At 69.1% G+C, this 23138-nt stretch carries 19 protein-coding genes; 17 read left to right on the plus strand and 2 right to left on the minus strand.

The window, feature by feature from the left end; translation table 11 throughout:
• Positions 1-40: 40 nt before the first annotated feature.
• A complete protein-coding gene (gene exaA / locus CHC02_RS15260) occupies positions 41-1924 on the minus strand; it encodes a quinoprotein ethanol dehydrogenase (protein WP_089392302.1) in 1884 nt (627 codons plus the stop codon).
• A 313-nt stretch (positions 1925-2237) separates the two neighbouring features.
• Between exaA and pedF the strand changes: the two genes are divergently transcribed.
• The 15 genes from pedF to CHC02_RS15335 all read left to right on the plus strand — a co-directional run bounded on the left by pedF (position 2238) and on the right by CHC02_RS15335 (position 19532).
• Positions 2238-2675: a cytochrome c-550 PedF gene (gene pedF / locus CHC02_RS15265; RefSeq protein WP_009622924.1), complete on the plus strand. Its 438-nt coding sequence runs from the start codon at positions 2238-2240 to the stop codon at positions 2673-2675.
• A gap of 7 nt (positions 2676-2682) precedes the next feature.
• Positions 2683-3564 (plus strand): substrate-binding periplasmic protein, encoded by an 882-nt coding sequence (locus CHC02_RS15270; protein ID WP_089392303.1) that lies wholly within the window; start codon positions 2683-2685, stop codon positions 3562-3564.
• A 14-nt stretch (positions 3565-3578) separates the two neighbouring features.
• Positions 3579-4325, plus strand: a complete 747-nt coding sequence (locus tag CHC02_RS15275) for a quinoprotein dehydrogenase-associated SoxYZ-like carrier (RefSeq protein WP_089392304.1) — start codon at positions 3579-3581, stop codon at positions 4323-4325.
• Between the two features lie 27 nt (positions 4326-4352).
• Complete coding sequence (locus CHC02_RS15280) at positions 4353-5282, plus strand: quinoprotein relay system zinc metallohydrolase 1 (protein ID WP_089392305.1); 930 nt, start codon at positions 4353-4355, stop codon at positions 5280-5282.
• A gap of 276 nt (positions 5283-5558) precedes the next feature.
• On the plus strand, positions 5559-7337 hold the full coding sequence (locus tag CHC02_RS15285) for a methanol/ethanol family PQQ-dependent dehydrogenase (protein WP_089392306.1): 1779 nt from the start codon (positions 5559-5561) through the stop codon (positions 7335-7337).
• A gap of 485 nt (positions 7338-7822) precedes the next feature.
• Complete coding sequence (exaC, locus tag CHC02_RS15290; RefSeq protein ID WP_089392307.1) at positions 7823-9343, plus strand: acetaldehyde dehydrogenase ExaC; 1521 nt, start codon at positions 7823-7825, stop codon at positions 9341-9343.
• Positions 9344-9929: 586 nt separating this feature from the next.
• Positions 9930-10001 carry a pyrroloquinoline quinone precursor peptide PqqA gene (gene pqqA / locus CHC02_RS15295; RefSeq protein WP_003106462.1) on the plus strand — a complete coding sequence of 24 codons (72 nt, stop codon included), beginning with the start codon at positions 9930-9932 and terminating at the stop codon, positions 9999-10001.
• Between the two features lie 47 nt (positions 10002-10048).
• Positions 10049-10963: a pyrroloquinoline quinone biosynthesis protein PqqB gene (gene pqqB / locus CHC02_RS15300; RefSeq protein ID WP_089392308.1), complete on the plus strand. Its 915-nt coding sequence runs from the start codon at positions 10049-10051 to the stop codon at positions 10961-10963.
• Positions 10964-10975: 12 nt separating this feature from the next.
• Positions 10976-11722 carry a pyrroloquinoline-quinone synthase PqqC gene (pqqC, locus tag CHC02_RS15305; protein ID WP_089392309.1) on the plus strand — a complete coding sequence of 249 codons (747 nt, stop codon included), beginning with the start codon at positions 10976-10978 and terminating at the stop codon, positions 11720-11722.
• Positions 11722-12000, plus strand: a complete 279-nt coding sequence (pqqD, locus tag CHC02_RS15310; RefSeq protein WP_089392310.1) for a pyrroloquinoline quinone biosynthesis peptide chaperone PqqD — start codon at positions 11722-11724, stop codon at positions 11998-12000. The genes pqqC and pqqD overlap by 1 nt, the downstream gene beginning before the upstream one ends.
• Positions 11972-13117: a pyrroloquinoline quinone biosynthesis protein PqqE gene (gene pqqE / locus CHC02_RS15315; RefSeq protein WP_089392311.1), complete on the plus strand. Its 1146-nt coding sequence runs from the start codon at positions 11972-11974 to the stop codon at positions 13115-13117. The genes pqqD and pqqE overlap by 29 nt, the downstream gene beginning before the upstream one ends.
• A gap of 2 nt (positions 13118-13119) precedes the next feature.
• The gene (locus CHC02_RS15320) at positions 13120-14952 is read left to right on the plus strand and encodes a S9 family peptidase (protein ID WP_089392312.1); all 1833 of its coding nucleotides are present in this window, start codon (positions 13120-13122) and stop codon (positions 14950-14952) included.
• Positions 14953-15033: 81 nt separating this feature from the next.
• Entirely contained in the window at positions 15034-16197 is a 1164-nt protein-coding gene (gene ercA, locus CHC02_RS15325; RefSeq protein ID WP_089392313.1) for an alcohol dehydrogenase-like regulatory protein ErcA, read from the plus strand.
• Entirely contained in the window at positions 16181-17878 is a 1698-nt protein-coding gene (locus tag CHC02_RS15330; RefSeq protein WP_089392314.1) for a PAS domain-containing hybrid sensor histidine kinase/response regulator, read from the plus strand. Before ercA ends, CHC02_RS15330 begins: the two co-directional genes overlap by 17 nt.
• A 139-nt stretch (positions 17879-18017) precedes the next feature.
• Positions 18018-19532, plus strand: a complete 1515-nt coding sequence (locus CHC02_RS15335; RefSeq protein ID WP_089392315.1) for a sensor domain-containing diguanylate cyclase — start codon at positions 18018-18020, stop codon at positions 19530-19532.
• A gap of 712 nt (positions 19533-20244) precedes the next feature.
• Here CHC02_RS15335 and CHC02_RS15340 read toward each other — a convergent pair.
• Positions 20245-21699, minus strand: coding sequence for a mechanosensitive ion channel family protein (locus tag CHC02_RS15340; protein WP_089392316.1), 1455 nt, complete (start codon positions 21697-21699; stop codon positions 20245-20247).
• Between the two features lie 145 nt (positions 21700-21844).
• Here CHC02_RS15340 and CHC02_RS15345 point away from each other — a divergent pair, with 145 nt between their 5' ends.
• Positions 21845-22657, plus strand: a complete 813-nt coding sequence (locus CHC02_RS15345) for a DUF433 domain-containing protein (protein ID WP_139210201.1) — start codon at positions 21845-21847, stop codon at positions 22655-22657.
• The gene (locus CHC02_RS15350) at positions 22654-23067 is read left to right on the plus strand and encodes a DUF5615 family PIN-like protein (RefSeq protein ID WP_089392318.1); all 414 of its coding nucleotides are present in this window, start codon (positions 22654-22656) and stop codon (positions 23065-23067) included. The genes CHC02_RS15345 and CHC02_RS15350 overlap by 4 nt, the downstream gene beginning before the upstream one ends.
• The last annotated feature ends 71 nt before the right edge of the window (positions 23068-23138 follow it).

Below are 23138 nucleotides of genomic sequence, written 5' to 3' on the forward strand. Positions count from 1 at the left end.
GGCATGGAAAACCGCGCCCCTGGGGGCGCGGTCGATGGGCTCAGCGGCTGGCGGTCTTGTTGTCCCAGCTGGGCAGCTTGAACACCCAGAAGGAACCGCCCTGGGCCACCGGGCGCGTCAGGTCGGCCATGTCGCCGCCCCACAGCGGTACGGCGCCGCCGTAGCCGACGGTCACGCCGATGTACTGCTCGCCGTCCTGTTCCCAGGTGATGGGCGGGGAGACGATGCCGCTGCCGGTCTGGAACTTCCACAGCTCCTTGCCGTTCTTCGCGTCGAAGGCCTTGAGGAAGCCGTCGCCGGTGCCGGTGAACACCAGGTTGCCGGCGGTGGCCAGCACGCCGGCCCACAGCGGCAGGTGCTCCTTGTGTTCCCACACCACCTTGCCGCTGGTGGGGTCCATGGCGCGCAGGCTGCCGACGTGGTCGTCGTACATGCGCTTGATGCGGAAGCCCATGCCCAGGTAGGCGCTGCCCTTGGTGTAGCTGACTTCCTCGGTCCAGTAGTCCTCCTTCCAGTGGTTGGCCGGCACGTAGAACAGGCCGGTGTCCTGGCTGTAGGCCATGGGGTTCCAGTTCTTGCCGCCGAGGAAGGGCGGCGAGACTTCCACCGCCTTGCCGTGTTTCTGCCCCGGTTCCGGCAGCGGCGGGCGCTGGCCTTCGCGTTCCACCGGGCGGCCGGTCTTCAGGTCGATGTGGCTGGCCCAGGTGATGTTGTCGACGAAGGGGAAGGCGTTCTGCAGCTTGCCGTTGCTGCGGTCCACCACGTAGAAGAAGCCGTTGCGGTCGGCGTGGGCGGTGGCCTTGACGATCTTGCCGTCCTTGGCCTTGTAGTCGAACAGCACCAGCTCGTTGTTGCCGGAGAAGTCCCAGGCGTCGTTCGGGGTGTGCTGGTAGAACCATTTCACCTCGCCGGTGCTCGGGTCCACGCCGACCTGGCCGGAGGTGTACAGGCTGTCGTAGTCGTGCGGGCTGCCGCCCTTGGCGGTGCGCGCCCAGGTGTTCCACGGGCCGGGGTTGCCGGCGCCGACGATGATGGTGTTGGTCTCGGCGTCGAAGCTGGCGCTCTGCCAGGGCGCGCCGCCGCCGTGGTTCCAGGACTCGACCTTGCCGGTGGGGGAGTTGGGGTCGTCCGGCCAGGACGGCGCCTTGACGTTGCCGGTGACGCTGCTGTCCTTGCCGTTCAGGCGGCCCATGTGGCCTTCGACGAAGGGCCGCATCCAGATTTCCTCGCCGGTGTCCGGGTCGCGGGCGAACAGGCGGCCGACCACGCCGAACTCGTCGCCCGAGCTGCCGTGGATGAGCAGCACCTTGCCGGTCTTCTGGTCCTTCACGATGGTTGGCGCGCCGGTCATGGTGTAGCCGGCGCCGTGTTCGCCGAACTTCTTCTTCCATACCACCTTGCCGGTGTTCTTGTTCAGCGCCACGACCGAGGCGTCGAGGGTGCCGAAGAAGATCTTGTCGCCGTAGATGGCGGCGCCGCGGTTGACCACGTCGCAGCACGGGCGGATGTCGTCGGGCAGGCGGTGGTTGTAGGTCCACAGGCGCTTGCCGGTCCTGGCGTCGAGGGCGAACAGCCGCGAGTAGGAGGCGGTGACGTAGATCACCCCGTCGCTGACGATGGCCTGGGATTCCTGGCCGCGCTGCTTCTCGTCGCCGAAGGAGTAGGACCAGGCCGGGGTCAGCTTGAACACGTTGTCGGCGTTGACCTGCCTGAGCGGGCTCCAGCGCTGGGCGTTGGTGCCCATGCCGTACTGCAGCACGTCGCCGGTGGTCTTGTGGTCGTTGGCGATGTCGTCCCAGCTGACGTCCTTGGCCAGCGCCGCGCCGCCGGCGCCCAGGGCGATGGCGAGGGTCAGGCCGTGCAGGGCGAGGCGCAGGGGGCCGGCAGAGCTGGGTGAAGAGGCGGGTGAGGTTCTTGTTGTCATCTTCGGGTTCCCGTTTTTGTGTTGGGTCGAGAAACGGCGGGCCGCTGCTCGGGCCGCGGCGGTTCCATGGTGGGAGCCGGCGGCGGTGGCGGAAACGGAAAAGCTCCCGCATCGGCCGGGACAAGTTCCCGGCCGGGGCATGACTTGGGCTTGCTGCCGAAGGCCCTGGCGCGGCAGCCCTGCGCCCTAGTACGAAGGGAGTAGGCGGGGGCATCCAAAGCAGCATTCGGGGCGCGGGCGGGGCTTCCTAACATGGTCGAGGAGCGCCCCCTGGTGGCGCCCGTGCCTTGTCCTACCCCAGAGGAATGAAGTGATGAACAAGAAGAACTCCTTGCGCGGCCTGCTGGTGCTGGCCGGCCTCAGTGTCTCGGCCCTGGCCCTGGCCCATGGCAACGTGACCCCGCAAGCGGTGGATACCAAGGGCCTGGAGCCCCTGGGCAAGGAGTGGCGCGACACCAACCCGTACCGCGAGCCCTACGCCAACCACAAGCTGGCGGTGGAGATCGGCTCCTCCGCCTACAACCAGAACTGCGCGCGCTGCCACGGGCTGGAAGCCAAGTCCGGCGGCATCGCCCCCGACCTGCGCAAGCTCGACCTGGGCGCCGAGGGCGACGAGTGGTTCAAGGAGCGGGTGATCAACGGCGCGGTGCGCGATGGCGCCGTGTACATGCCGAAGATGGCCGACTTCATCAGCCAGGAAGGCCTGTGGGCGATTCGCAGCTACCTGGAAAGCGTCCACGTGGACGAGTGACGCCGCCATGCGCCTGCTCAGCCTGCTGTGCGGCCTGCTCCTGATGCTGGGGCAGGCCGAGGCCAAGGTCCGGCCCTACGAAGACATGGTCGCTTCCGGCGTATTGCGGGTGGCGGTCTACCAGAACTTCCCGCCCTACAGCTACATGCAGGGCGGCCAGCCCCGCGGCATCGACGTCGACCTGGCCACGCGCCTGGCCCAGGGCCTGGGGCTGCGCGCGGAGTTCCTCTGGGTGATCCCCGGCGAGCGCCTGGACGACGACCTGCGCAACTTCATCTGGAAGGGCCACTACCTGCGCCCGGGCGTGGTCGCCGACGTGATGCTGCGGGTACCCTACGACCGCGACTACTCGAACAAGCGCAACGACGTCGGCGAGCTGGCCAACGACCAGGTGGTGATGTTCGGCCCCTACCAGCGCGAACGCTGGCAGGTGGTCAACGACGCCCGCCGGCTGCCGCAGGTGGACACCATCGCGGCGTTCCGCGAGCACCGCATCGGCGTGGAGCTGGACAGCGTGCCCTCGTTCTACCTGACCTCGGTGCTGGGCGGCCAGCTCAGCGCCATGACCGTGCATTTCCCCAGCACCCAGGCGGCCTTCGACGCCATGCGCGGCGGCAAGGTGGACGCGGTGATGGCGCTGCGCGGCGAGCTGGACTGGATGCGCGCCCAGGCCCATGACGAGCAGCTGAAGAACGCCGAGAACACCTACCCCAGCCTCGGCCAGCCGGACTGGGACATCGGCATGGCGGTGCACGAGAGCAACCGCCAGCTGTCCAACGCCCTCGACGGCGAGCTGGAGGAGCTGGTGCGCAGCGGCGAGCTGGCCAAGCTGTACGCCGGCTACGGCGTGCGCTACGAGTTGCCGGGGCTGTACCAGGACGTGCAATAGCACGAGGAGGAGGGATGCGCAGACGTAGCCTGCTGTTGGGCCTGTGCGGCCTGCCGCTGCTGGCCGCGGCGGTGGAGGGCGACCCGGTGCCCTCGGTGATGTGGGACTACCACCACAAGCGCCTGCTCGGCGGCGAGCCCTTCGTCTTCGACGAGCGGGTGAAGCTGAGCGTGCCGCCCTTCGCCGAGGACTCGCGGCAGGTGCCGGTGGAGGTGGACGCGCGGCAGCTGCCCGGGCGCTACGAGCGCCTGGTGCTGTGGGCCGAGCTGAACCCCATCCCCCACGTGCTGACGCTCTACCCGGGCAAGGACCTGGAGGCGCTGCTGGCGGTGCGCATCCGCATCGAGCAGGCCACCGCCATCCGCGCCGCCCTGCGCGGCGAGGACGGTGTGTGGCGCGTGGGCTCGGCCTGGGTCGACGCCGCCGGCGGCGGCTGCACCGCGCCCAGCGTGGTGCGCGCCCAGGCCGGCTGGGAGCAGCGCCTGGGCCAGGTGCACGGCGGCGCCTTCTCCCGCGGGCCGAACACGCGCCTGCGCCTGAAGGTGGACCACCCGATGGACAACGGCCTGGTCGGCGGCATTCCGGAGTTCTACCTCGACCACGCCGAACTGCGCACGCCCGAGGGCGAGGTGTTGGCGCGCCTGGACCTGTTCCCGGCGGTGAGCGAGAACCCCAGCTTCAGCTTCGAACTGCGCGGCCATCCCCACGCGCGGCTGTTCCTGCACGACAACAACGGCAACGAGGTCGAGGCCGCCCTCTGAGGCGGCCGGCCCGCCCGCGAGGTGCCCATGCGTTACCTGCTGACCTTCCTGCTGCTGCTCTGCACCCAGGTCCTCGCCGACCTGCAGTACCACCTGCAACCCCGGCAGATCGCCGCCGGCACCTGGCTGGTGGAGGGCAGCACCGGGAACTTCGCCAAGGACAACGGCGGCAACATCGTCAACGTCGCCTTCATCGACACCGGCGACGGCATCCTGGTGATCGACACCGGCCCCTCGCGGCGCTATGGCGAGGCGCTGCGCGCGGTCATCCAGCAGACCACCGGCAAGCCGGTGAAGCAGGTGCTGCTGACCCACCACCACCCGGACCACGTGCTGGGCAACCAGGCCTTCACCGACGTGCCCATCGGCGCGCTGGCCGGTACCAGCAAGCTGCTGAAGGAGCAGGGCAACGCCATGGCGGAGAACATGTACCGCCTGGTGGGCGACTGGATGCGCGGCACCGAGGTGGTGTTGCCGACGCAGGCGGTGGAGCCGGGCGAGCTGCAGGTCGGCACGCATCGTTTCCGTCTGCTCGGCCTGCGCGGGCATACCGGGGCGGACCTGGCGATCCTCGACGAGACCACCGGGGTGCTGTTCGCCGGTGACCTGGTGTTCTACGAACGCGCCCTGACCACGCCCAACAGCCCCGGCCTGGACGTCTGGCTGGCCGACCTCGATACCCTGCAGGCGCTGCCCTGGAAGCTGATCGTCCCCGGCCACGGGCCCATCGCCACAGACACCAGGCCTTTCGCCCAGATGCGCGACTACCTCGGCTGGCTCGACGGCGTGATGCGCGAAGGCACCCGCGAAGGCGCGGACATGAACGACCTGCTGCGCACCCCCATCCCCGAACGCTTCGCCGGCATCAGCCTGACGCGCTACGAGCTGATCCGCAGCGTCACCCACCTGTACCCGCGCTACGAGCAGCAGGCCCTGCCGCGTATCGACCAACAATGAGCCGCCCCGGCCCTTCGTAGTCGCGTAGGGCGTATAACCGTTCGCGGTTATACGCCGTTGCCCCGGGCCACGGTATCCCCCTGTAGGAGCGCGCCCTGCGCGCGAATCGCGGGCAGGGCCCGCTCCTACACCTGCGCCGAGGTTCGGGTATTGCTACCAAGGAACTAGGGAATTCGGTAAAGCGGTCAATTGTTGGCCCACCGCACCGGGCCAAGAATCTGCGGCAGACCGGGAAAACTTCCCGGGTACAACAACAAATCCGCAGAGGTAGCCGCAATGAGACATGCAGGTCCCACCCCTTCCTTCGCGCGCAGCGCGCTCTTCGCCGCACTCGCCCTGGCCAGCCTGGGCGCCCAGGCCGCGGTTACCGACCAGGACATCAGTGACAGCGCCAAGCGCACCGACCAGATCGTGGTCAACGGCATCAACCAGCAGGGCCAGCGCTTCAGCCCGCTGAAGACCCTCAACAGCGACAACGTCAAGGAGCTGCGCCCGGTGTGGGCATTGTCGTTCGGCGGCGAGAAGCAGCGCGGCCAGCAGGCCCAGCCGCTGGTGAAGGACGGCGTGATGTACGTCACCGCCTCCTACTCGCGGGTGTTCGCCGTGGACGCGCGCACCGGGCGCAAGCTCTGGCAGTACGATGCGCGCCTGCCCGACGGCATCATGCCCTGCTGCGACGTGATCAACCGCGGCGTGGCCCTGTACGGCGACCTGGTGATCTTCGGCACCCTGGACGCCAAGCTGGTGGCGCTGAACAAGGACACCGGCAAGGTGGTGTGGAAGAAGACCGTGGCCGACTACAAGGCCGGCTACTCCATCTCCGCCGCGCCGCTGATCGCCAAGGGCAAGCTGATCACCGGCGTGGCCGGCGGCGAGTTCGGCGTGGTCGGCAAGATCGAGGCGTACGACCCCAGCAACGGCGAGCTGCTGTGGAGCCGCCCGACCGTCGAAGGCCACATGGGCTACGTGTACAAGGACGGCAAGGCCATCGAGAACGGCATCTCCGGCGGCGAGGCCGGCAAGACCTGGCCGGGCGACCTGTGGAAGACCGGCGGCGCCGCGCCCTGGCTGGGCGGCTACTACGACCCGAGCACCGATTCGCTGTTCATCGGCACCGGCAACCCGTCGCCGTGGAACTCGCACCTGCGCCCGGGCGACAACCTGTTCTCCTCCTCGCGCCTGGCGCTGAACCCGGAGGACGGCTCGATCAAGTGGCACTTCCAGACCACCCCCCACGACGGCTGGGACTTCGACGGCGTCAACGAGCTGGTGTCCTTCGACTACAAGGATGGCGGCAAGACCATCAAGGCCGCGGCCACCGCCGACCGCAACGGTTTCTTCTACGTGCTGGACCGCACCAACGGCAAGTTCATCCGCGGCTTCCCCTTCGTCGACAAGGTCACCTGGGCCAAGGGCCTGGATGAGAACGGCCGGCCGATCTACGACGACGCCCACCGCCCCGGCGCGCCGGGCGACGCTACCAAGGGCACCTCGGTGTTCGTCTCGCCGTCGTTCCTCGGCGGCAAGAACTGGATGCCCATGGCCTACAGCCAGGACACCGGCCTGTTCTACGTGCCCTCCAACGAGTGGGGCATGGACATGTGGAACGAGAACGTGACCTACAAGAAGGGCGCGGCCTACCTGGGCGCCGGCTTCACCATCAAGCCGCTGAACGAGAAGTACATCGGCGTGCTGCGCGCCATCGACCCCAAGACCGGCAAGCAGGTCTGGCGCTACGAGAACTACGCGCCGCTGTGGGGCGGCGTGCTGGCCACCCACGGCAACCTGGTGTTCACCGGCAACCCCGAGGGCTACCTGATGGCCTTCGACGCCAAGACCGGCAAGAAGCTCTACGAGTTCAACACCGGCTCGGGCGTGATCGCCTCGCCGATCACCTGGGAGATGGACGGCGAGCAGTACGTCACCGTGCTTTCCGGCTGGGGCGGCGCCGTGCCACTGTGGGGCGGCGAGGTGGCCAAGCGCATCAAGGACCTGGACCAGGGCGGGATGATCTGGACCTTCAAGCTGCCGAAGGACCTGGTGAGCAAGCGCTGAGTTCGCTGGGGTGAGGGCAGGGGGCTGGCCTGGTGCCGGCCCTTTGCTTTTTGGCTTTTTGCTTTTTGTAGGAGCGAGCTTGCTCGCGAACAGCAGTGTCAGGTTTAGCTACGGAGCGTGATTGGAATCTGCAACCCTCTCCCCAGCCCTCTCCCTGAAGGGAGAGGGGGCTAGTCCGTGCTGAGAAAAGTGATGGTTTCAGCCGGCCACTCGGCGCAAGCCGGCTAACGCCGAAGCATCAGCGCACGCCGAACGGTCCCCTCTCCCTTCAGGGAGAGGGTTAGGGAGAGGGGCCGGCGTCAACGCTTGCACCGCAGCCACCGGGTAACTCCATTCGTAAGCTCGCTCCTACGAACACCCCCCCTCTACTACCAAATAACTACCCCCTCACGCCCATGGGCGCATTCCTGGCCGGCGCGGGCGCTGCCTAAGATCGCCGCAAGGCCCGGGCTTGGTGCGCCGGGACGCCACAGGAGAGCTTCGCCATGATCTACGCCCCACCCGGAACCCCCGGTGCCGTCGTCACCCTCAAGCCGCGCTACGGCAACTACATCGGCGGTGAATTCGTGCCGCCGGTGCTCGGCCAGTACTTCACCAACACCTCGCCGGTGAACGGCCAGCCGATCGCCGAGTTCCCCCGTTCCACCGCCGAGGACGTGGAGCGCGCGCTGGACGCCGCCCATGCCGCCGCCGATGCCTGGGGCCGCACCTCGGTGCAGGAGCGCTCGCTGATCCTGCTGAAGATCGCCGACCGCATCGAGCAGCACCTGGAACAGCTGGCCGTGGCCGAGACCTGGGACAACGGCAAGGCCGTGCGCGAGACGCTCAACGCCGACGTGCCCCTGGCCGCCGACCACTTCCGCTACTTCGCTGGCTGCATCCGCGCCCAGGAAGGCGGCGCCGCCGAGATCAACGACAGCACCGTGGCCTACCACATCCATGAGCCGCTGGGCGTGGTCGGGCAGATCATCCCGTGGAACTTCCCGCTGCTGATGGCCGCCTGGAAGCTGGCCCCGGCCCTGGCCGCCGGCAACTGCGTGGTGCTCAAGCCGGCCGAGCAGACGCCGCTGTCGATCATGCTGCTGGCCGAGATCGCCGGCGACCTGCTGCCGCCGGGCGTGCTCAACATCGTCCAGGGCTTCGGCAGGGAGGCGGGGCAGGCCCTGGCCACCAGCAAGCGCATCGCCAAGATCGCCTTCACCGGCTCCACCCCGGTGGGTTCGCACATCCTCCACTGCGCCGCGGAGAACATCATCCCGTCCACCGTGGAGCTGGGCGGCAAGAGCCCGAACATCTTCTTCGACGACATCATGCGCGCCGAGCCGAGCTTCATCGAGAAGGCCGCCGAAGGCCTGGTGCTGGCCTTCTTCAACCAGGGCGAGGTGTGCACCTGCCCGTCCCGCGCGCTGGTGCAGGAATCCATCTTCGAGCCGTTCATGGCCGAGGTGCAGAAGAAGATCGCCCAGATCAAGCGCGGCAACCCGCTGGACACCGAGACCATGGTCGGCGCCCAGGCCTCGCAGCAGCAGTACGAGAAGATCCTCTCCTACCTCGACATCGCCCAGAACGAGGGCGCCCAGCTGCTGGCCGGCGGCCAGAGCGAGCGCCTGTCCGGCGACCTCGCCAGCGGCTACTACATCCAGCCCACGCTGCTCAAGGGCCACAACGGCATGCGCGTGTTCCAGGAGGAAATCTTCGGCCCGGTGGTGGGCGTCACCACCTTCAGGGACGAAGCCGAGGCCCTGGCCATCGCCAACGACACCGAGTTCGGCCTGGGCGCCGGCGTCTGGACCCGCGACATCAACCGCGCCTGGCGCATGGGCCGCGGCATCAAGGCCGGCCGCGTGTGGACCAACTGCTACCACCTGTACCCGGCGCACGCCGCCTTCGGCGGCTACAAGAAATCCGGCGTGGGCCGCGAGACCCACAAGATGATGCTCGACCACTACCAGCAGACCAAGAACCTGCTGGTGAGCTACGACGTCAACCCGCTGGGCTTCTTCTGAGGTAGACCGGCCGCCCGCGCACCCGTCCCCATCCGGGGGCGCGGGCCGGTTCCGGCAAGCGTGTTCAACACCCGCGCCCGGCGCTCCACCGGGCCACCTTTTCGATGCGCCCGTCCGTGGGCGACCCGTGCGTCCCTCCCACTTCCGGGCGCGGCGGGACTGTCGAGCGCGGCTTCGGCCGCGTTTTTTGTTTTTGGGGGGAGGAGGCTTGGGTGCCTCACGGATATCGCGGTGTTCTTGGTGTGACTCCGCTCCCTCTCCCCAGCCCTCTCCCTGAAGGGAGAGGGGGCCAGTCCGTGCCGAGAAGGGAAATGGAGTCAGTTGGGAATCCCGCAGTTGCCGGCTAACGCCGAAACACCCGCGCACGCCGAACGGTCCCCTCTCCCTTCAGGGAGAGGGTTAGGGAGAGGGAACGGCGTCAACACTCGCACCCCTGCAACCGGGAGGCACATCCACAAAAAGGCCGTCCCCCCCCTCCCTACCAAATCAGGGGGAAAACTCCTTCGAAAGTATCATTCGGAGGACCCACCCCCGGTGTTTAACTCGACCTGCCGGAATCGCCGGCCAACAAGAAGAGGACAGACCCATGTGGACCAAGCCTAGCTTCACCGACCTGCGCCTTGGCTTCGAAGTGACCCTGTACTTCGCCAACCGCTGATCCACCCGGCCCCGGTCTTCCGGGGCCCCTGCCCACGGGGCACTGTCATGCACATCCGTATTCTCGGTTCGGCCGCCGGCGGCGGCTTCCCCCAGTGGAACTGCAACTGCCGCAACTGCCACGGCGTGCGCACCGGCCAGGTGCTGGCGCAACCGCGCACGCAATCCTCCATCGCCCTGTCCGACGACGGCGAGCGCTGGATCCTCTGCAACGCCTCGCCCGACATCCGCGCCCAGCTCGCCGCCTTCCCGGCCCTGCAGCCGGCACGCAAGGTCCGCGACACGGCGATCGCCGGCATCCTCCTGCTGGACAGCCAGATCGACCATTGCACCGGCCTGCTCAGCCTGCGCGAGGGCTGCCCGCACGATGTCTGGTGCACGCGCATGGTCCACCAGGACCTCTCCACCGGCTTCCCGCTGTTCAGCATGCTGCAGCACTGGAACGGCGGCCTGCGCCACCACCTGATCGAGCTGGACGGCGCACCCTTCAGCGTGCCCGCCTGCCCGAACCTGCGCTTCACCGCCATCCCCCTGCGCAGCGCCGCGCCGCCGTATTCGCCGCACCGCCACGACCCGCACCCGGGCGACAACATCGGCCTGTTCGTCGAGGACCTGGGCAGCGGCGGCAAGCTGTTCTACGCCCCCGGCCTGGGCCAGGTGGACGACGCCCTGCTGGGCTGGATGCGCCGCGCCGACTGCCTGCTGGTGGACGGCACCCTGTGGCGCGACGACGAGATGCGCCGCTGCGAGGTGGGCGACAAGCTCGGCAGCGAGATGGGCCACCTGGCCCAGAGCGGCCCCGGCGGCATGCTCGAAGTGCTGGACGGCGTGCCCGGGCCGCGCAAGGTGCTCATCCACATCAACAACACCAACCCCATCCTCGACCCGGCCTCGCCCGAGCGCGCCCAGCTGGACGCCCGCGGCGTCGAAGTGGCCTGGGACGGCATGGCCATCCACCTGTAGAGGGAGCACGCGATGAACGCCGCCATGAGCCCCGCCGAATTCGAGCAGGCGCTGCGCGCCAAGGGCGCCTGCTACCACATCCACCACCCGTTCCACGTGGCCATGTACGAGGGCCGCTCCACCCGCGAGCAGATCCAGGGCTGGGTGGCCAACCGCTTCTACTACCAGATGAACATCCCGCTGAAGGACGCCGCCATCCTCGCCAACTGCCCGGACTGCGACACCCGCCGCGAGTGGGTGCAGCGCATCCTCGACCACGACGGCCGCCCCGGCGAGCCCGGCGGCATCGAGGCCTGGCTGCGCCTGGCCGAGGCGGTGGGGCTGGAGCGCGAGCAGGTGCTGTCCCAGGAACTGGTGCTGCCCGGCGTGCGCTTCGCGGTGGACGCCTACGTCAACTTCGCCCGCCGCGCCAACTGGCAGGAGGCCGCCAGCAGCTCGCTGACCGAACTGTTCGCCCCGCAGATCCACCAGTCGCGGCTGGATGCCTGGCCGCAGCACTACCCGTGGATAGACGCGGCCGGCTACGACTACTTCCGTAGCCGCCTGTCCCAGGCGCGCCGCGACGTCGAGCACGGCCTGCGCATCACCCTCGGCCACTACCGCACCCGCGAGGCCCAGGAACGCATGCTGGAGATCCTGCAGTTCAAGCTCGACGTGCTCTGGAGCATGCTCGACGCCATGAGCATGGCCTACGAGCTGGAGCGCCCGCCGTACCACACGGTCACCCGCGAGCGCATCTGGCACCGGGGGCTGCTGTGATGAGCCTGCCATCGCTGGACAGCGTGCCGCGCATTCGCCGCGGCTTCCGCCTGCAGTTCGAACCGGCCCAGGGCTGCCACGTGCTGCTCTACCCGGAGGGCATGGTCAAGCTCAACGACAGCGCCGGGGAAATCCTCCAGCGCGTCGATGGCAGCCGCGACGTGGCGGCGATCATCGCCGAGCTGAGCAAGAGCTTCCCCGGCGTGCCGGGCATCGACGAAGACATCCTGGCGTTCCTCGAGGTGGCCCATGCGCAATTCTGGATCGAGCTGCACTGAAGGCGCCGGCCCGCCGCTGTGGCTGCTGGCCGAGCTGACCTACCGCTGCCCGCTGCAGTGCCCGTACTGCTCCAACCCGCTGGACTTCGCCAAACAGGGCGGCGAGCTTTCCACCGCCGAGTGGATCGAGGTGTTCCGCCAGGCCCGCGAGCTGGGCGCCGCGCAGCTGGGCTTCTCCGGCGGCGAGCCGCTGCTGCGCCAGGACCTCGCCGAACTGATCGGCGCGGCCCGCGGGCTGGGCTTCTACACCAACCTGATCACCTCCGGCATCGGCCTCACCGAAGCGCGCCTGGCGCAGTTCGCCGAGGCCGGGCTGGACCACATCCAAATCAGCTTCCAGGCCGCCGACGAGGAGGTGAACAACCTGCTCGCCGGCTCGCGCAAGGCCTTCGCCCAGAAGCTGGCGATGGCCCGCGCGGTGAAGGCCCACGGCTACCCGATGGTGCTCAACTTCGTCACCCACCGGCACAACATCGACAACATCGGGCGCATCATCGAGCTGTGCATCGAACTGGAGGCGGACTTCGTCGAACTCGCCACCTGCCAGTTCTACGGCTGGGCCGAACTCAACCGCGCCGGCCTGCTGCCCACCCGCGCGCAGCTGGAGCGCGCCGAGCGCATCACCAACGAGTACCGCGAGCGCCTGGCCGCCGCCGGCAACCCCTGCAAGCTGATCTTCGTCACCCCGGACTACTACGAGGAGCGGCCCAAGGCCTGCATGGGCGGCTGGGCCAGCGTGTTCCTCGACGTCACCCCCGACGGCACCGCGCTGCCGTGCCACAGCGCGCGGCAGTTGCCGGTCAAATTCCCCAACGTGCGTGAGCACAGCCTCCAGCACATCTGGTACGAGTCCTTCGGCTTCAACCGCTACCGCGGCGATGCCTGGATGCCCGAGCCGTGCCGCTCCTGCTCGGAGAAGGAGCGGGACCACGGCGGCTGCCGCTGCCAGGCCTACATGCTCACCGGCAACGCCGACGCCACCGACCCGGTGTGCGCCAAGTCGGAGCACCACGGGCTGATCCTCGACGCCCGGCGCCAGGCCGAGGAAGCGCCGCAGGGCCTGGACCAGCTCACCTGGCGCAACCAGCGTGCCTCGCAACTGATCTGCAAGGCCTGAGGGTGCGCAGCCTGGCCCATGGCGACTGGCCCAGCGCCTGGAGCGCCGAGCGCGCGGTGGCGGCGGGGCGCGACTTCGCCGAACTGCATGCGGCCCATGGCGGGCTGCTGTGGCTGGCGTTCGAGCCGCGCAGCGCGCGCTGCCGCCTGTACCTGTGGCGCGCCGGCGAGCTGCAGGAACTGACGCCCCCCGGGGCCTCGGCGCGCAGCCGCGTCTACGAGTACGGCGGCGGCGCCTGCTGCGCCACCGCCGACGGCGCGGCCTGGGTGGAGGAGGGCGACCAGCAGGTGCGCTGGCTGCGCTTCGGCGAGCCGCCCCGGCAACTGACCGGGCGCCCGCAGTGCCGCTATGGCGACCTGCACTACGTGGCGGCCTGGAACGCGCTGCTGGCGGTGGAGGAAAGCCGCGAGGGCGATGCCGTGATCCACCGCATCGTGCGCCTGGCGGTCGACGGCGCGCGCCAGGTCGTTGCCGAGGGCGCGGACTTCTACACCGCGCCGGTAGCCGCGCCCGACGGGGCGCGCATCGCCTGGGTGGAATGGGACCGCCCGCAACAACCCTGGACCGCGACCCGCCTGTGCCTGCTGCAGGACGGCCTGCGCCGCTGCCTGGCGGGCGAGGGCGGCGGCGAGTCGATCCAGCAGCCACGCTTCGACGGCCAGGGCCGCCTGCACTGGCTGAGCGACCGCAGCGGCTGGTGGCGCCCCGAGCTCGAGGATGGACAAGCCGGTGCCTTCGCCGCCGCCGACCATGCCCCGGCGCCCTGGCAACTGGGCGGGCGCAGCTACCTGCCGCTGGCCAATGGCGAGATGCTGCTGAGCCGCTTCGAGGAGGGTCGCGGCCTGCTGGTCCTGCGTGCCGCCGAGGGCAGCGAACGGCGGCTGGCCCCGGACTTCTCGCGCTTCCGCGCCCTGGCCGCCGACGCCACGCATTTCTATTGCATCGCCGCCGCCGAGGACCGCCTGCCGGCGGTGCTGGCCATCGGCCGCGACGATGGCCACGTACAGCTGCTCTGCGGCGGTGAGCGCCCGCTGCAGGACGCCGAGCTGTCGCGCCCGCAGCCCTTCGCCTACCCGGTGGCCGGCAACGAGCGCGGCCACGGCTTCTTCTACCCGCCGCGCAATGCCCAGTGCCGCGGCCCGGCGGGGCGGCGGCCGCCGCTGGTGGTGTTCCTGCATGGCGGGCCGACCTCGGCCTGCTACCCGGCGTTCGATGCGCGCATCCAGTTCTGGACCCAGCGCGGCTTCGCCGTGGCCGACCTCAACCACCGCGGCAGCGCCAACTTCGGCCGCGCCTACCGCGAGCGGCTGCGCGGCGAATGGGGCAGGGTGGAGGTGCAGGACATCTGGGCGGCGGTGGTGCGGCTGGCCGCCGACGGGCAGATCGACCGCCAGCGGGTGTTCGTCCGCGGCGCCAGCGCCGGCGGCTACAGCGCGCTCTGCGCCCTGGCCTTCGTCGGCGGCTTCCGCGGCGGCGCCAGCCTCTATGGCGTCAGCGACCCGCTGGCGCTGGGGCGGGTGACGCACAAGTTCGAGGCCGACTACCTCGGCTGGCTGATCGGCGACCCGCAGCGCGACGCCCGCCGCTACCGGGCGCGCACGCCGCTGCTGCACGCCGCGCGCATCCAGGCGCCGGTGATCTTCTTCCAGGGCGAGCTGGACGCGGTGGTGGTGCCCGAGCAGACCCGCGCCATGGTCGCCAGCCTGCGCCAGCGCGGCCTGGCCGTGGAATGCCACCTGTACCCCGGCGAGCGCCACGGCTTCCGACAGGCGGCCAACCTGGCCCACGCGCTGGATGCCGAGTGGCGCTTCTACCGCGCGCTGCTGGGCGGCTGACGGCCGGGCCAAGGTCGCATTGCAATCGCCGGCGGATGCAGTAGGCTCGCGGAAACATTTCATAACAAGAACAAGCACCCCATGAGCCACGACCTCAGCCTGCTGCGCAAATTCGTCTCGCCAGAGATCATCTTCGGGGCCGGTTGCCGGCACACCGTCGCCAACTACGCCAAGACCTTCGGCGCCCGCAAGGTGCTGCTGGTGTCCGACCCCGGCGTGCTCGCCGCCGGCTGGGTGGCCGACGTGCAGGCCAGCCTGGCCGGGCAGGGCATTGACCATTGCCTGTACACCGACGTATCCCCAAACCCGCGCGTGGAAGAAGTGATGCGCGGCGCCGACATCTACCGCAGCGAAGGCTGCAACGTGATAGTCGCGGTCGGCGGCGGCAGCCCCATGGACTGCGCCAAGGGCATCGGCATCGTCGCCGCCCACGGCCGCAACATCCTCGAGTTCGAGGGCGTGGACAAGCTGCGCGTGCCCAGCCCGCCGCTGATCCTCATCCCCACCACCGCCGGCACCTCGGCCGACGTCTCGCAGTTCGTCATCATCTCCAACCAGGACGAGCGCATGAAGTTCTCGGTGGTGAGCAAGGCGGTGGTGCCCGACGTGTCGCTGATCGACCCGGAAACCACCCTGAGCATGGACCGCTTCCTCTCCGCCTGCACCGGCATCGACGCCCTGGTGCACGCCATCGAGGCCTTCGTCTCCACCGGCCACGGCCCGCTCACCGACAGCCACGCGCTGGAGGCCATGCGCCTGATCGACGGCAACCTGGTGCAGATGATCGCCAACCCCGACGACATCGCCCTGCGCGAGAAGATCATGCTCGGCAGCATGCAGGCCGGGCTGGCCTTCTCCAACGCCATCCTCGGCGCGGTGCACGCCATGTCCCACAGCCTGGGCGGCTACCTCGACCTGCCCCATGGGCTGTGCAACGCGGTGCTGGTGGAGCACGTGGTGGCCTTCAACTACAACGCCGCGCCCGAGCGCTTCAAGGTGATCGCCGAGACCTTTGGCATCGACTGCCGCGGCCTGACCCACGCGCAGATCCGCCAGCGCCTGGTCGAGCACCTGATCGCCCTCAAGCGCGCCGTGGGCTTCCACGAGACCCTCGGCCCGCACGGCGTGGGCATCTCCGACATCCCCTTCCTGTCGCGCCACGCCATGCAGGACCCGTGCATCCTCACCAACCCGCGCGAGTCCAGCCAGCGCGACGTCGAGGTGGTCTATGGCGAGGCCCTCTGAGCCCCAGCAGGACGCCCTGGCGGCGCTGCTCGGCCTGGGCAGCCACTCCACGCGCAAGAGCCACTACCCCGAGCTGCTGGCGCGCCTGGAGGAACTGGAAACCGAGCGCAACCGCTACAAGTGGCTGTTCGAGCACGCCGTGCACGGCATCTTCCAGGCCAGCCTCAGCGACGGCCTGCGCGCGGCCAACCCGGCCCTGGCGCGGATGCTCGGCTACGCCGACCCGCAGCAGGTGCTGTGGAACCTGCAGGACATGGCCACGCAGCTGTTCGCCGGCGGCGAGACGGAGATGCGCCGCATCCGCGACCTGCTGCGCGAGCAGGGTGGGCTGTTCGGCTACGAGACGCGCCTGCTGCGCAAGGACGGCAGCCACGTCGACGTGCTCATGAACCTGCTGCTCAAGCCCGACGAGGAAGGCCTGGTGGAAGGCTTCGTCGCCGACATCACCGAGCGCATCCAGGCCCAGCAGCGCCTGCAGACCCTCAACGAGGAGCTGGAGCAGCGGGTGGCCGAGCGCACCGGCGAGCTGGAAGCGCTGAACCACCAGCTGCGCGAGGCCCGTGACGCCGCCGAGGCGGCCAACCACAGCAAGGACAAGTACCTGGCGGCGGCCAGCCACGACCTGCTGCAGCCGCTCAACGCCGCGCGGCTGCTGGTGGCCACCCTGCGCGAACGGCAGCTGCCGGGCGCCGAGCAGCAACTGGTGGAGCGCACCCACCAGGCCCTGGAAGGCGCCGAGAACCTGCTCACCGACCTGCTGGAGATCGCCCGCCTGGACCAGAGCGCCATCCGCCCGGACCTGGACGTGCACGGCCTGGATGAACTGCTCGGCCCGCTGGCCTCGGAGTTCGAAAGCGTGGCGTTGTCGTCCGGCCTGCAACTGCGGGTGCGCATCCCCAACCTGTCGGTGCGCACCGACGCCCGCCTGCTGTCGCGCATCCTGCGCAACTTCCTCAGCAACGCCTGCCGCTACACCGGCCGTGGTGGCGTGCTGCTGGCCGCGCGACGGCGCGGCGCCAGCGTGCGCCTGGAGGTGTGGGACACCGGCCGCGGCATCCCGGCGGACCAGTTGCAGGCGATCTTCCTCGAATTCAACCAGCTCGATACCGGCCGCGCCGCCGAGCGCCAGGGCGTGGGCCTGGGCCTGGCCATCGTCGACCGCATCGCCGGGCTGCTCGGCTGCGCGGTGCAGGTGCGCTCGGTGCCCGGTCGCGGCTCGCTGTTCGCCCTCGAAGTGCCCCTGGCCGAGGCCCTGCCGCCGCGCGCCGGCGGCGATGCCGCGCCACGCCCTAGCACCGGCGACCCGCTGCCGGGGCGGCGCCTGCTGGTGGTGGACAACGAGACCTCGATCCTCTTCAGCATGGCCGCGCTGCTCGGCCAGTGGGGTTGCGAGGTGCTCACCGCCACCGACCGCGACGCCGCCCTGGCGCTGCTCGGGCGGCGGCCGCCGGAGGCGATACTCGCCGACTACCACCTGGACCACGGCGCCACCGGCTGCGAACTGGTGCGCGACCTGCGCCGCCACTACGGCCGCGAGATCCCCGCGGTGATGATCAGCGCCGACCGCAGCGACGACTGCCGCCGCGCCCTGCAGCGCCTGGGCATCCCGCTGCTGAACAAGCCGGTGAAGCCGGGCAAGCTGCGCGCGGTGCTCAGCGCCTTGCTCGACGCGCCGGCGTGACCGGCCGGTCATGGGCGGATTCGCACCAGCGGGCTAGAATACCCGGCGCGCCGACGGCTGCGCCCGATCGCCGGTACCGGTCCCGACAGGGGGCCGCGCCGTCCGGCAACGGTTTTCCCCGTGTTGAGCCCGTGATGCCGTGAAGCGTGATACCCGCGTAGCGTCCCTCCTGCTGTTCATGACCTGCGTCTCCCTGGCACTGCTGACCGCCTGGCAGACCTGGTCTTCGCGCGAGCGCACCCTGCGTGACGTCAACACCGACATGCTCAACCTCACCCAGGCGCTGGACTCCTACACCGAGGGTGTCATCCGCCAGTGCGAGGTGCTGCTGCTGGACCTGGCCGACCGCATCGAGAGCGATGGCCTGGGCCCCCTGCAGCTGGAACACCTGCAGGGGTTGCTGGGGCGCCAGCAGAAGGTGCTCAGCCAGGTGCTCGGCATTTCCCTGTTCGACGCGCGCGGCCGCTGGCTGCTGGTGTCCAGCGGCAACGTCCCGCCGGGGGCGAGCAGCGCGGACCGCGCCTTCTTCATCCACCACCGCGACGACCCCTCGCGGGATATCTTCATCGGCCCGCCGATCCGCGGCCGCTCCACCGGCCAGTGGGTGATCACCGTCAGCCGCCGCCTCGACCACCCGGACGGAAGCTTCGCCGGCGTGGTGGTGGCGACCCTGAGCATCGAGAACTTCCTCGGCCTGTTCGGCCGCCTCGACATCGGCCGCCACGGCGCCATGAGCCTGACCCGCGACAACGGCCAGCTACTGGTGCGCCATCCCTTCCGCGAGGCCGACATGGGCCGCGACCTGTCGGACTCGCCGCTGTTCTCCGACTACCTGCGCCACGCCGACTCCGGCAGCGCCACCACCACCTCGCGCTTCGACGGCGTGGAGCGGCTCTACGTGTTCCGCCGCAACGACCACTACCCGCTGGTGACCACGGTGGCGCTGAGCAAGGAGGAGGTCCTGCAGGACTGGCGCACCCAGGCCGAACTCAACGCCGGCATCGCCCTGGCGCTGCTGGTGGTGCTCGGCTTGACCGGCCAGCGCCTGCTCGTCGGAATTCGCCGGCGCACCCGCGTCAGCCGCCAGCTCGCCAGCGCCCGCGAGGACCTGCTGCGGGCCAACGACCAGCTGCGCGTGCTGGCCACCCAGGATGCGCTGACCGGCCTGGCCAACCGCCGCTGCTTCGACGAGACCCTGGCCACCGAGGCCCGCCGCTGCGCCCGCGAAGGCGCGCCGCTGTCGCTGCTGCTGATCGATATCGACCACTTCAAGCGCTACAACGACAGCTACGGCCACCAGGCCGGCGACGACTGCCTGAAGGTGGTGGCCGGGCTGCTCGGCGCCTGCGTGCGCCGCCCCGGCGACCTGGTGGCGCGCTATGGCGGCGAGGAACTGGCGGTGATCCTGCCCAGCACCGACGAAGCCGGCGCCGAGGCGGTGGCCCGCGGCTTCCTGCAGCGCCTGGCGGCCGAGCGCCTGGAACACCGCGAAAGCCCCTTCGGCGTGGTCACCGCCAGCCTCGGCCTGGCCACCGCCCCGGCCAGGGCGGCCGGCGGCCGGGAATGGCAACTGGTGAACGCCGCCGACCGCGCCCTGTACCGCGCCAAGGCCGACGGCCGCAACCGCCTGGAAGTGGAACGCCTGGAGGGCTGAGGCCCGCCAGGCACTACCCCCATGCAGGCACCGGGCCGCCCTTCGTAGGATGGGGCGAGCCCCATGCGGCCATGGCGATGGGTATCGCTGCGCTCAACGCCATCCTACGGCGCCACAGCCTTTACCCGCTCCTGCAGGCCAACGCAGGATTCCCCGCCCGTGCCGGAGAGGGGGCGGCGTCGATCCGAAGCACAGCCGCCGCCGGGAGGCACGATCGTAGGACCTTGTCCGCGATAGCCGGATCCACCGGCGCGATTCGCGGATAGGATCCTACGCCCCCACCCACGCCATTCCCATGTAGGAGCGCGCCCTGCGCGCGAATCGCGGGCAGGGCCCGCTCCTACAGGTCGGCGCCGGATTCCCCGCCCATGCCGGACAGCCCCTCTCCCGCCTGTGGGAGAGGGGGCGGCGTCGATCCGAAGCACAGCCGCCGCCGAGAGGCACGATCGTAGGACCTTGTCCGCGATAGCCGGATCCACCGGCGCGATTCGCGGATAGGATCCTACGCCCCCACCCACGCCATTCCCATGTAGGAGCGCGCCCTGCGCGCGAATCGCGGGCAGGGCCCGCTCCTACAGGTCGGCGCCGGATTCCCCGCCCATGCCGGACAGTCCCTCTCCCGCCTGTGGGAGAGGGGGCGGCGTCGATCCGAAGCACAGCCGCCGCCGGGTAGCGCCATTCGCGCGGCACGAATCACGGACAAGCTCCGCGCCTACGAATGGCGGCGCAGCCCCGACAGCCACTGCAGCAGGCCGCGGCGCGGTGCGTGCACCGGCGTTTCCACCAGCAGCGCCGCGCTGGCCTGCTGGCGGTAGTCGAGCAGCCGGGCCATGGCTTCGGCGATCTCCTGGCTCGCTTCCAGGCAGGGCTGCAGGGCCTGGCCGTCGATGCGGTACAGGCGGCCGTCGCTCAGGGCGGCGAAGCGTGCCTGCCAGCCGCTGTGGCTGAGCACCCCGGCCTCGCCTATGACCTCGCCCGGGCCCATGCGCCCGGCCTCGACGCTGCCGTCCTCGCGCGGCAGGGTCACGCTGACCACGCCGGATTCGAGGATCAGCAGGTCGTCGCTGACCTCGCCGACCTCCAGCAGCACCTCGCCGGCCTTGAACGCCTGCGGGCGCATGTGCTCGGCCAGGGCGTCCTTCTCTTCGTCGTTCAGCGCGGCGAACAGCGGCGATTCGCCGAGCAGGCGCCGCGCCCGCGACAGCAGGGCGTGCGCCGCCTGCACCTCGGGCACGCTGAGCAGGCTGATGCCGGCGGCCTGCAGGTGGCGGAAGGCCAGGTCGTGGAGCTGGTTGCGCACCTCGCGCTTCTCGCCCATGGCGGCCACGTAGCCGCTCATCTCGTACTCCACGCCGCTGCCGCCGGCCTTGCGGATGCTCACGCTCGGCGCTGGATTGGGCAACAGGGTGCGGCAGCCGCGCAGGGCGCGCTCCAGGGCCTCGATGACCGGGCGCGGGCGCACCAGCGGGCTGATCTCCAGCACCACGCTGACGCCGTAGAGGTTGGCCGGGCGGCTCAGGTTGAGCAGCTTGGCCTTGGCCGCCAGGGAGTTGGGGATCACCGCCAGGCTGCCCTGGGCGGTCTGCAGGTAGGTGGAGCGCCAGTCGATCTCCACCACCTTGCCCTCGGTGCCGTCGATGGAAATCCAGTCGTCCAGCTGGTAGGGCTTGGTGGTGTTGAGGATGATCCCGGAGAACACGTCGCTGAGGGTGCTCTGCAAGGCCAGGCCGAGCACGATGGCGACCACCCCGGAGGTAGCCAGCAGGCCCTTCACCGGCAGGTCCAGGGCATAGCCGGCGGCGGCGATGATGGCGGCGAGGAAGATCAGCGCGCCTATCACTTCCTGCAACAGCCGCCCGGCATGGCCCACCCGCTGCAGCAGCAGGGCGCCGATCAGCACCGTCAGGCAGCGCGCGCCGAACAGCCACCAGAGGATCTGCAGCGCGGTGGCCACCAGGTGGCTGGGCAGGTCCTCCGGCCAGGGCGCCTTCTGCAGCGGGCTGATGCCGGCGTTGAACAGCAGCAGGCTGAACAGCAGGAAGAACCCCAGGCGCAGCGCCACCCGCCAGCCGTGCGGCTGCTCGGCCAGCAGCCGCCAGAGCGCCAGGTCGAGCAGCAGCAGGACAGGGGCGACGAACAGCGGGTGGGCGGTGAGAAGGGCGGGCATGCGGGCGGGCTCCGGGGGCCTGGGCCTTATGAAGATGGCACAGGATCGGGGAGGTTTCGCGGGGATTGGAGGTGGTTGTCAATGATCGTGGGGGTTGGGGTATCAGCCGGTAACTTCAGTGGTTCGGGCTAAGGCTATTGAGTCCGTGCAACGACCCCTTGCCGATGCCGAGCCACCCTTGATCGGGCGCTGGTTGCATTTCCATGGTTTCCCTGGCAAAAATCCTTCCGTAATTCCGGAAGAGTTAATGAGCATGGCATCCACCAATATTGAACTGTTGAAGGCTTCAGGCCGTGCCGTCGCCTTCGTCGGTGAGGGCACCGAGGTCGAAGTGAATCGCTTGGTCGATGATGACCTTTTGCCTCCTGGCTTCTTTTACAAGGCAGCCGAGCGTAGAGAATACGACCTGCTGGGCACGGCAGCTGCTCTGCGCTTCAACCGCAAGTGGAAGGACATGCTCACCAAACAGGCCCGGAAGGACTTCATGGTGAAGCTGGAGGCGGATCATCTCCATTCGTTCACCGTGATCCTGAACGCCTGCGAGAGTAATCAGCGCCCTATAGTCGTCGATAATTTGATAAGGCAAACCACTTGGGTGGTTGAGGTGAAGGATCTCTCATTCGATCTCACCCATGAAATGAATAAAATCGGTGAGCGGATTCGTCTCCTCTACGCTGCTGAGGGCTCAATCGTCAGTGATCCCGAGATCATGGGAGGGAAACCAGTCTTCAAGGGAACGCGGTTGCCGATTGAAACGGTACTGGCCTCTATCGATGCGGGCGTACCAGTGGCAGAGATAATCGACGATTATCCGGCATTGACCGAGGCGAGCATTGATCAAGCCCGGTTGTATGCCCGCTTGCACCCCCGCGCCGGGCGGCCCCGAAAAGCGTCCAGTAAAGACAATCGCGCTGTTATGCGTAGCGTCGACCCCCCCGGCAAGCCGGGGCTGAAATGAGCTATAGCTTTCTGATTGACGAGTGCCTCTCCCCCAGGCTTGCCCAAGAAGCTCACAAGATGGGATACGCAGCAACCTCTGTTCGTGATAGGGGCTGGTGTGGGTTGAAGGATCGAGAAATCATTCGGCATGCCATGGATAACAACTTCACCCTGGTCACTAATAACTCGGTCGACTTCCGGGGGGATTCTCCGCCCGCCGCAGGAGGGTTGTACGCTCTCGAGGAGCTTCATGCCGGCCTGGTATGCCTCAACGCCGAGGGGGGAGTGCTTGACTTCAAGAAGCAATTTGCAGCCTTCGCGGTCCTCCTCGCCAACCTCCCTGACGATCTCGTGAACCGAACCCTTGAAGTAACCGTTCTGAAGGACGGCCGTTGCTGTGTGATGGAATACGCCATTCCAACTGAATGAGATCGAAGATGGTGTCTGCCGCCGGCTGGCCCGCTTCAGCTCCAGGGAAGCACGATCGTAGGAGCAACTGT

The sequence above is a fragment of the Pseudomonas delhiensis genome (genome assembly GCF_900187975.1).
GTDB lineage: Bacteria > Pseudomonadota > Gammaproteobacteria > Pseudomonadales > Pseudomonadaceae > Pseudomonas > Pseudomonas delhiensis.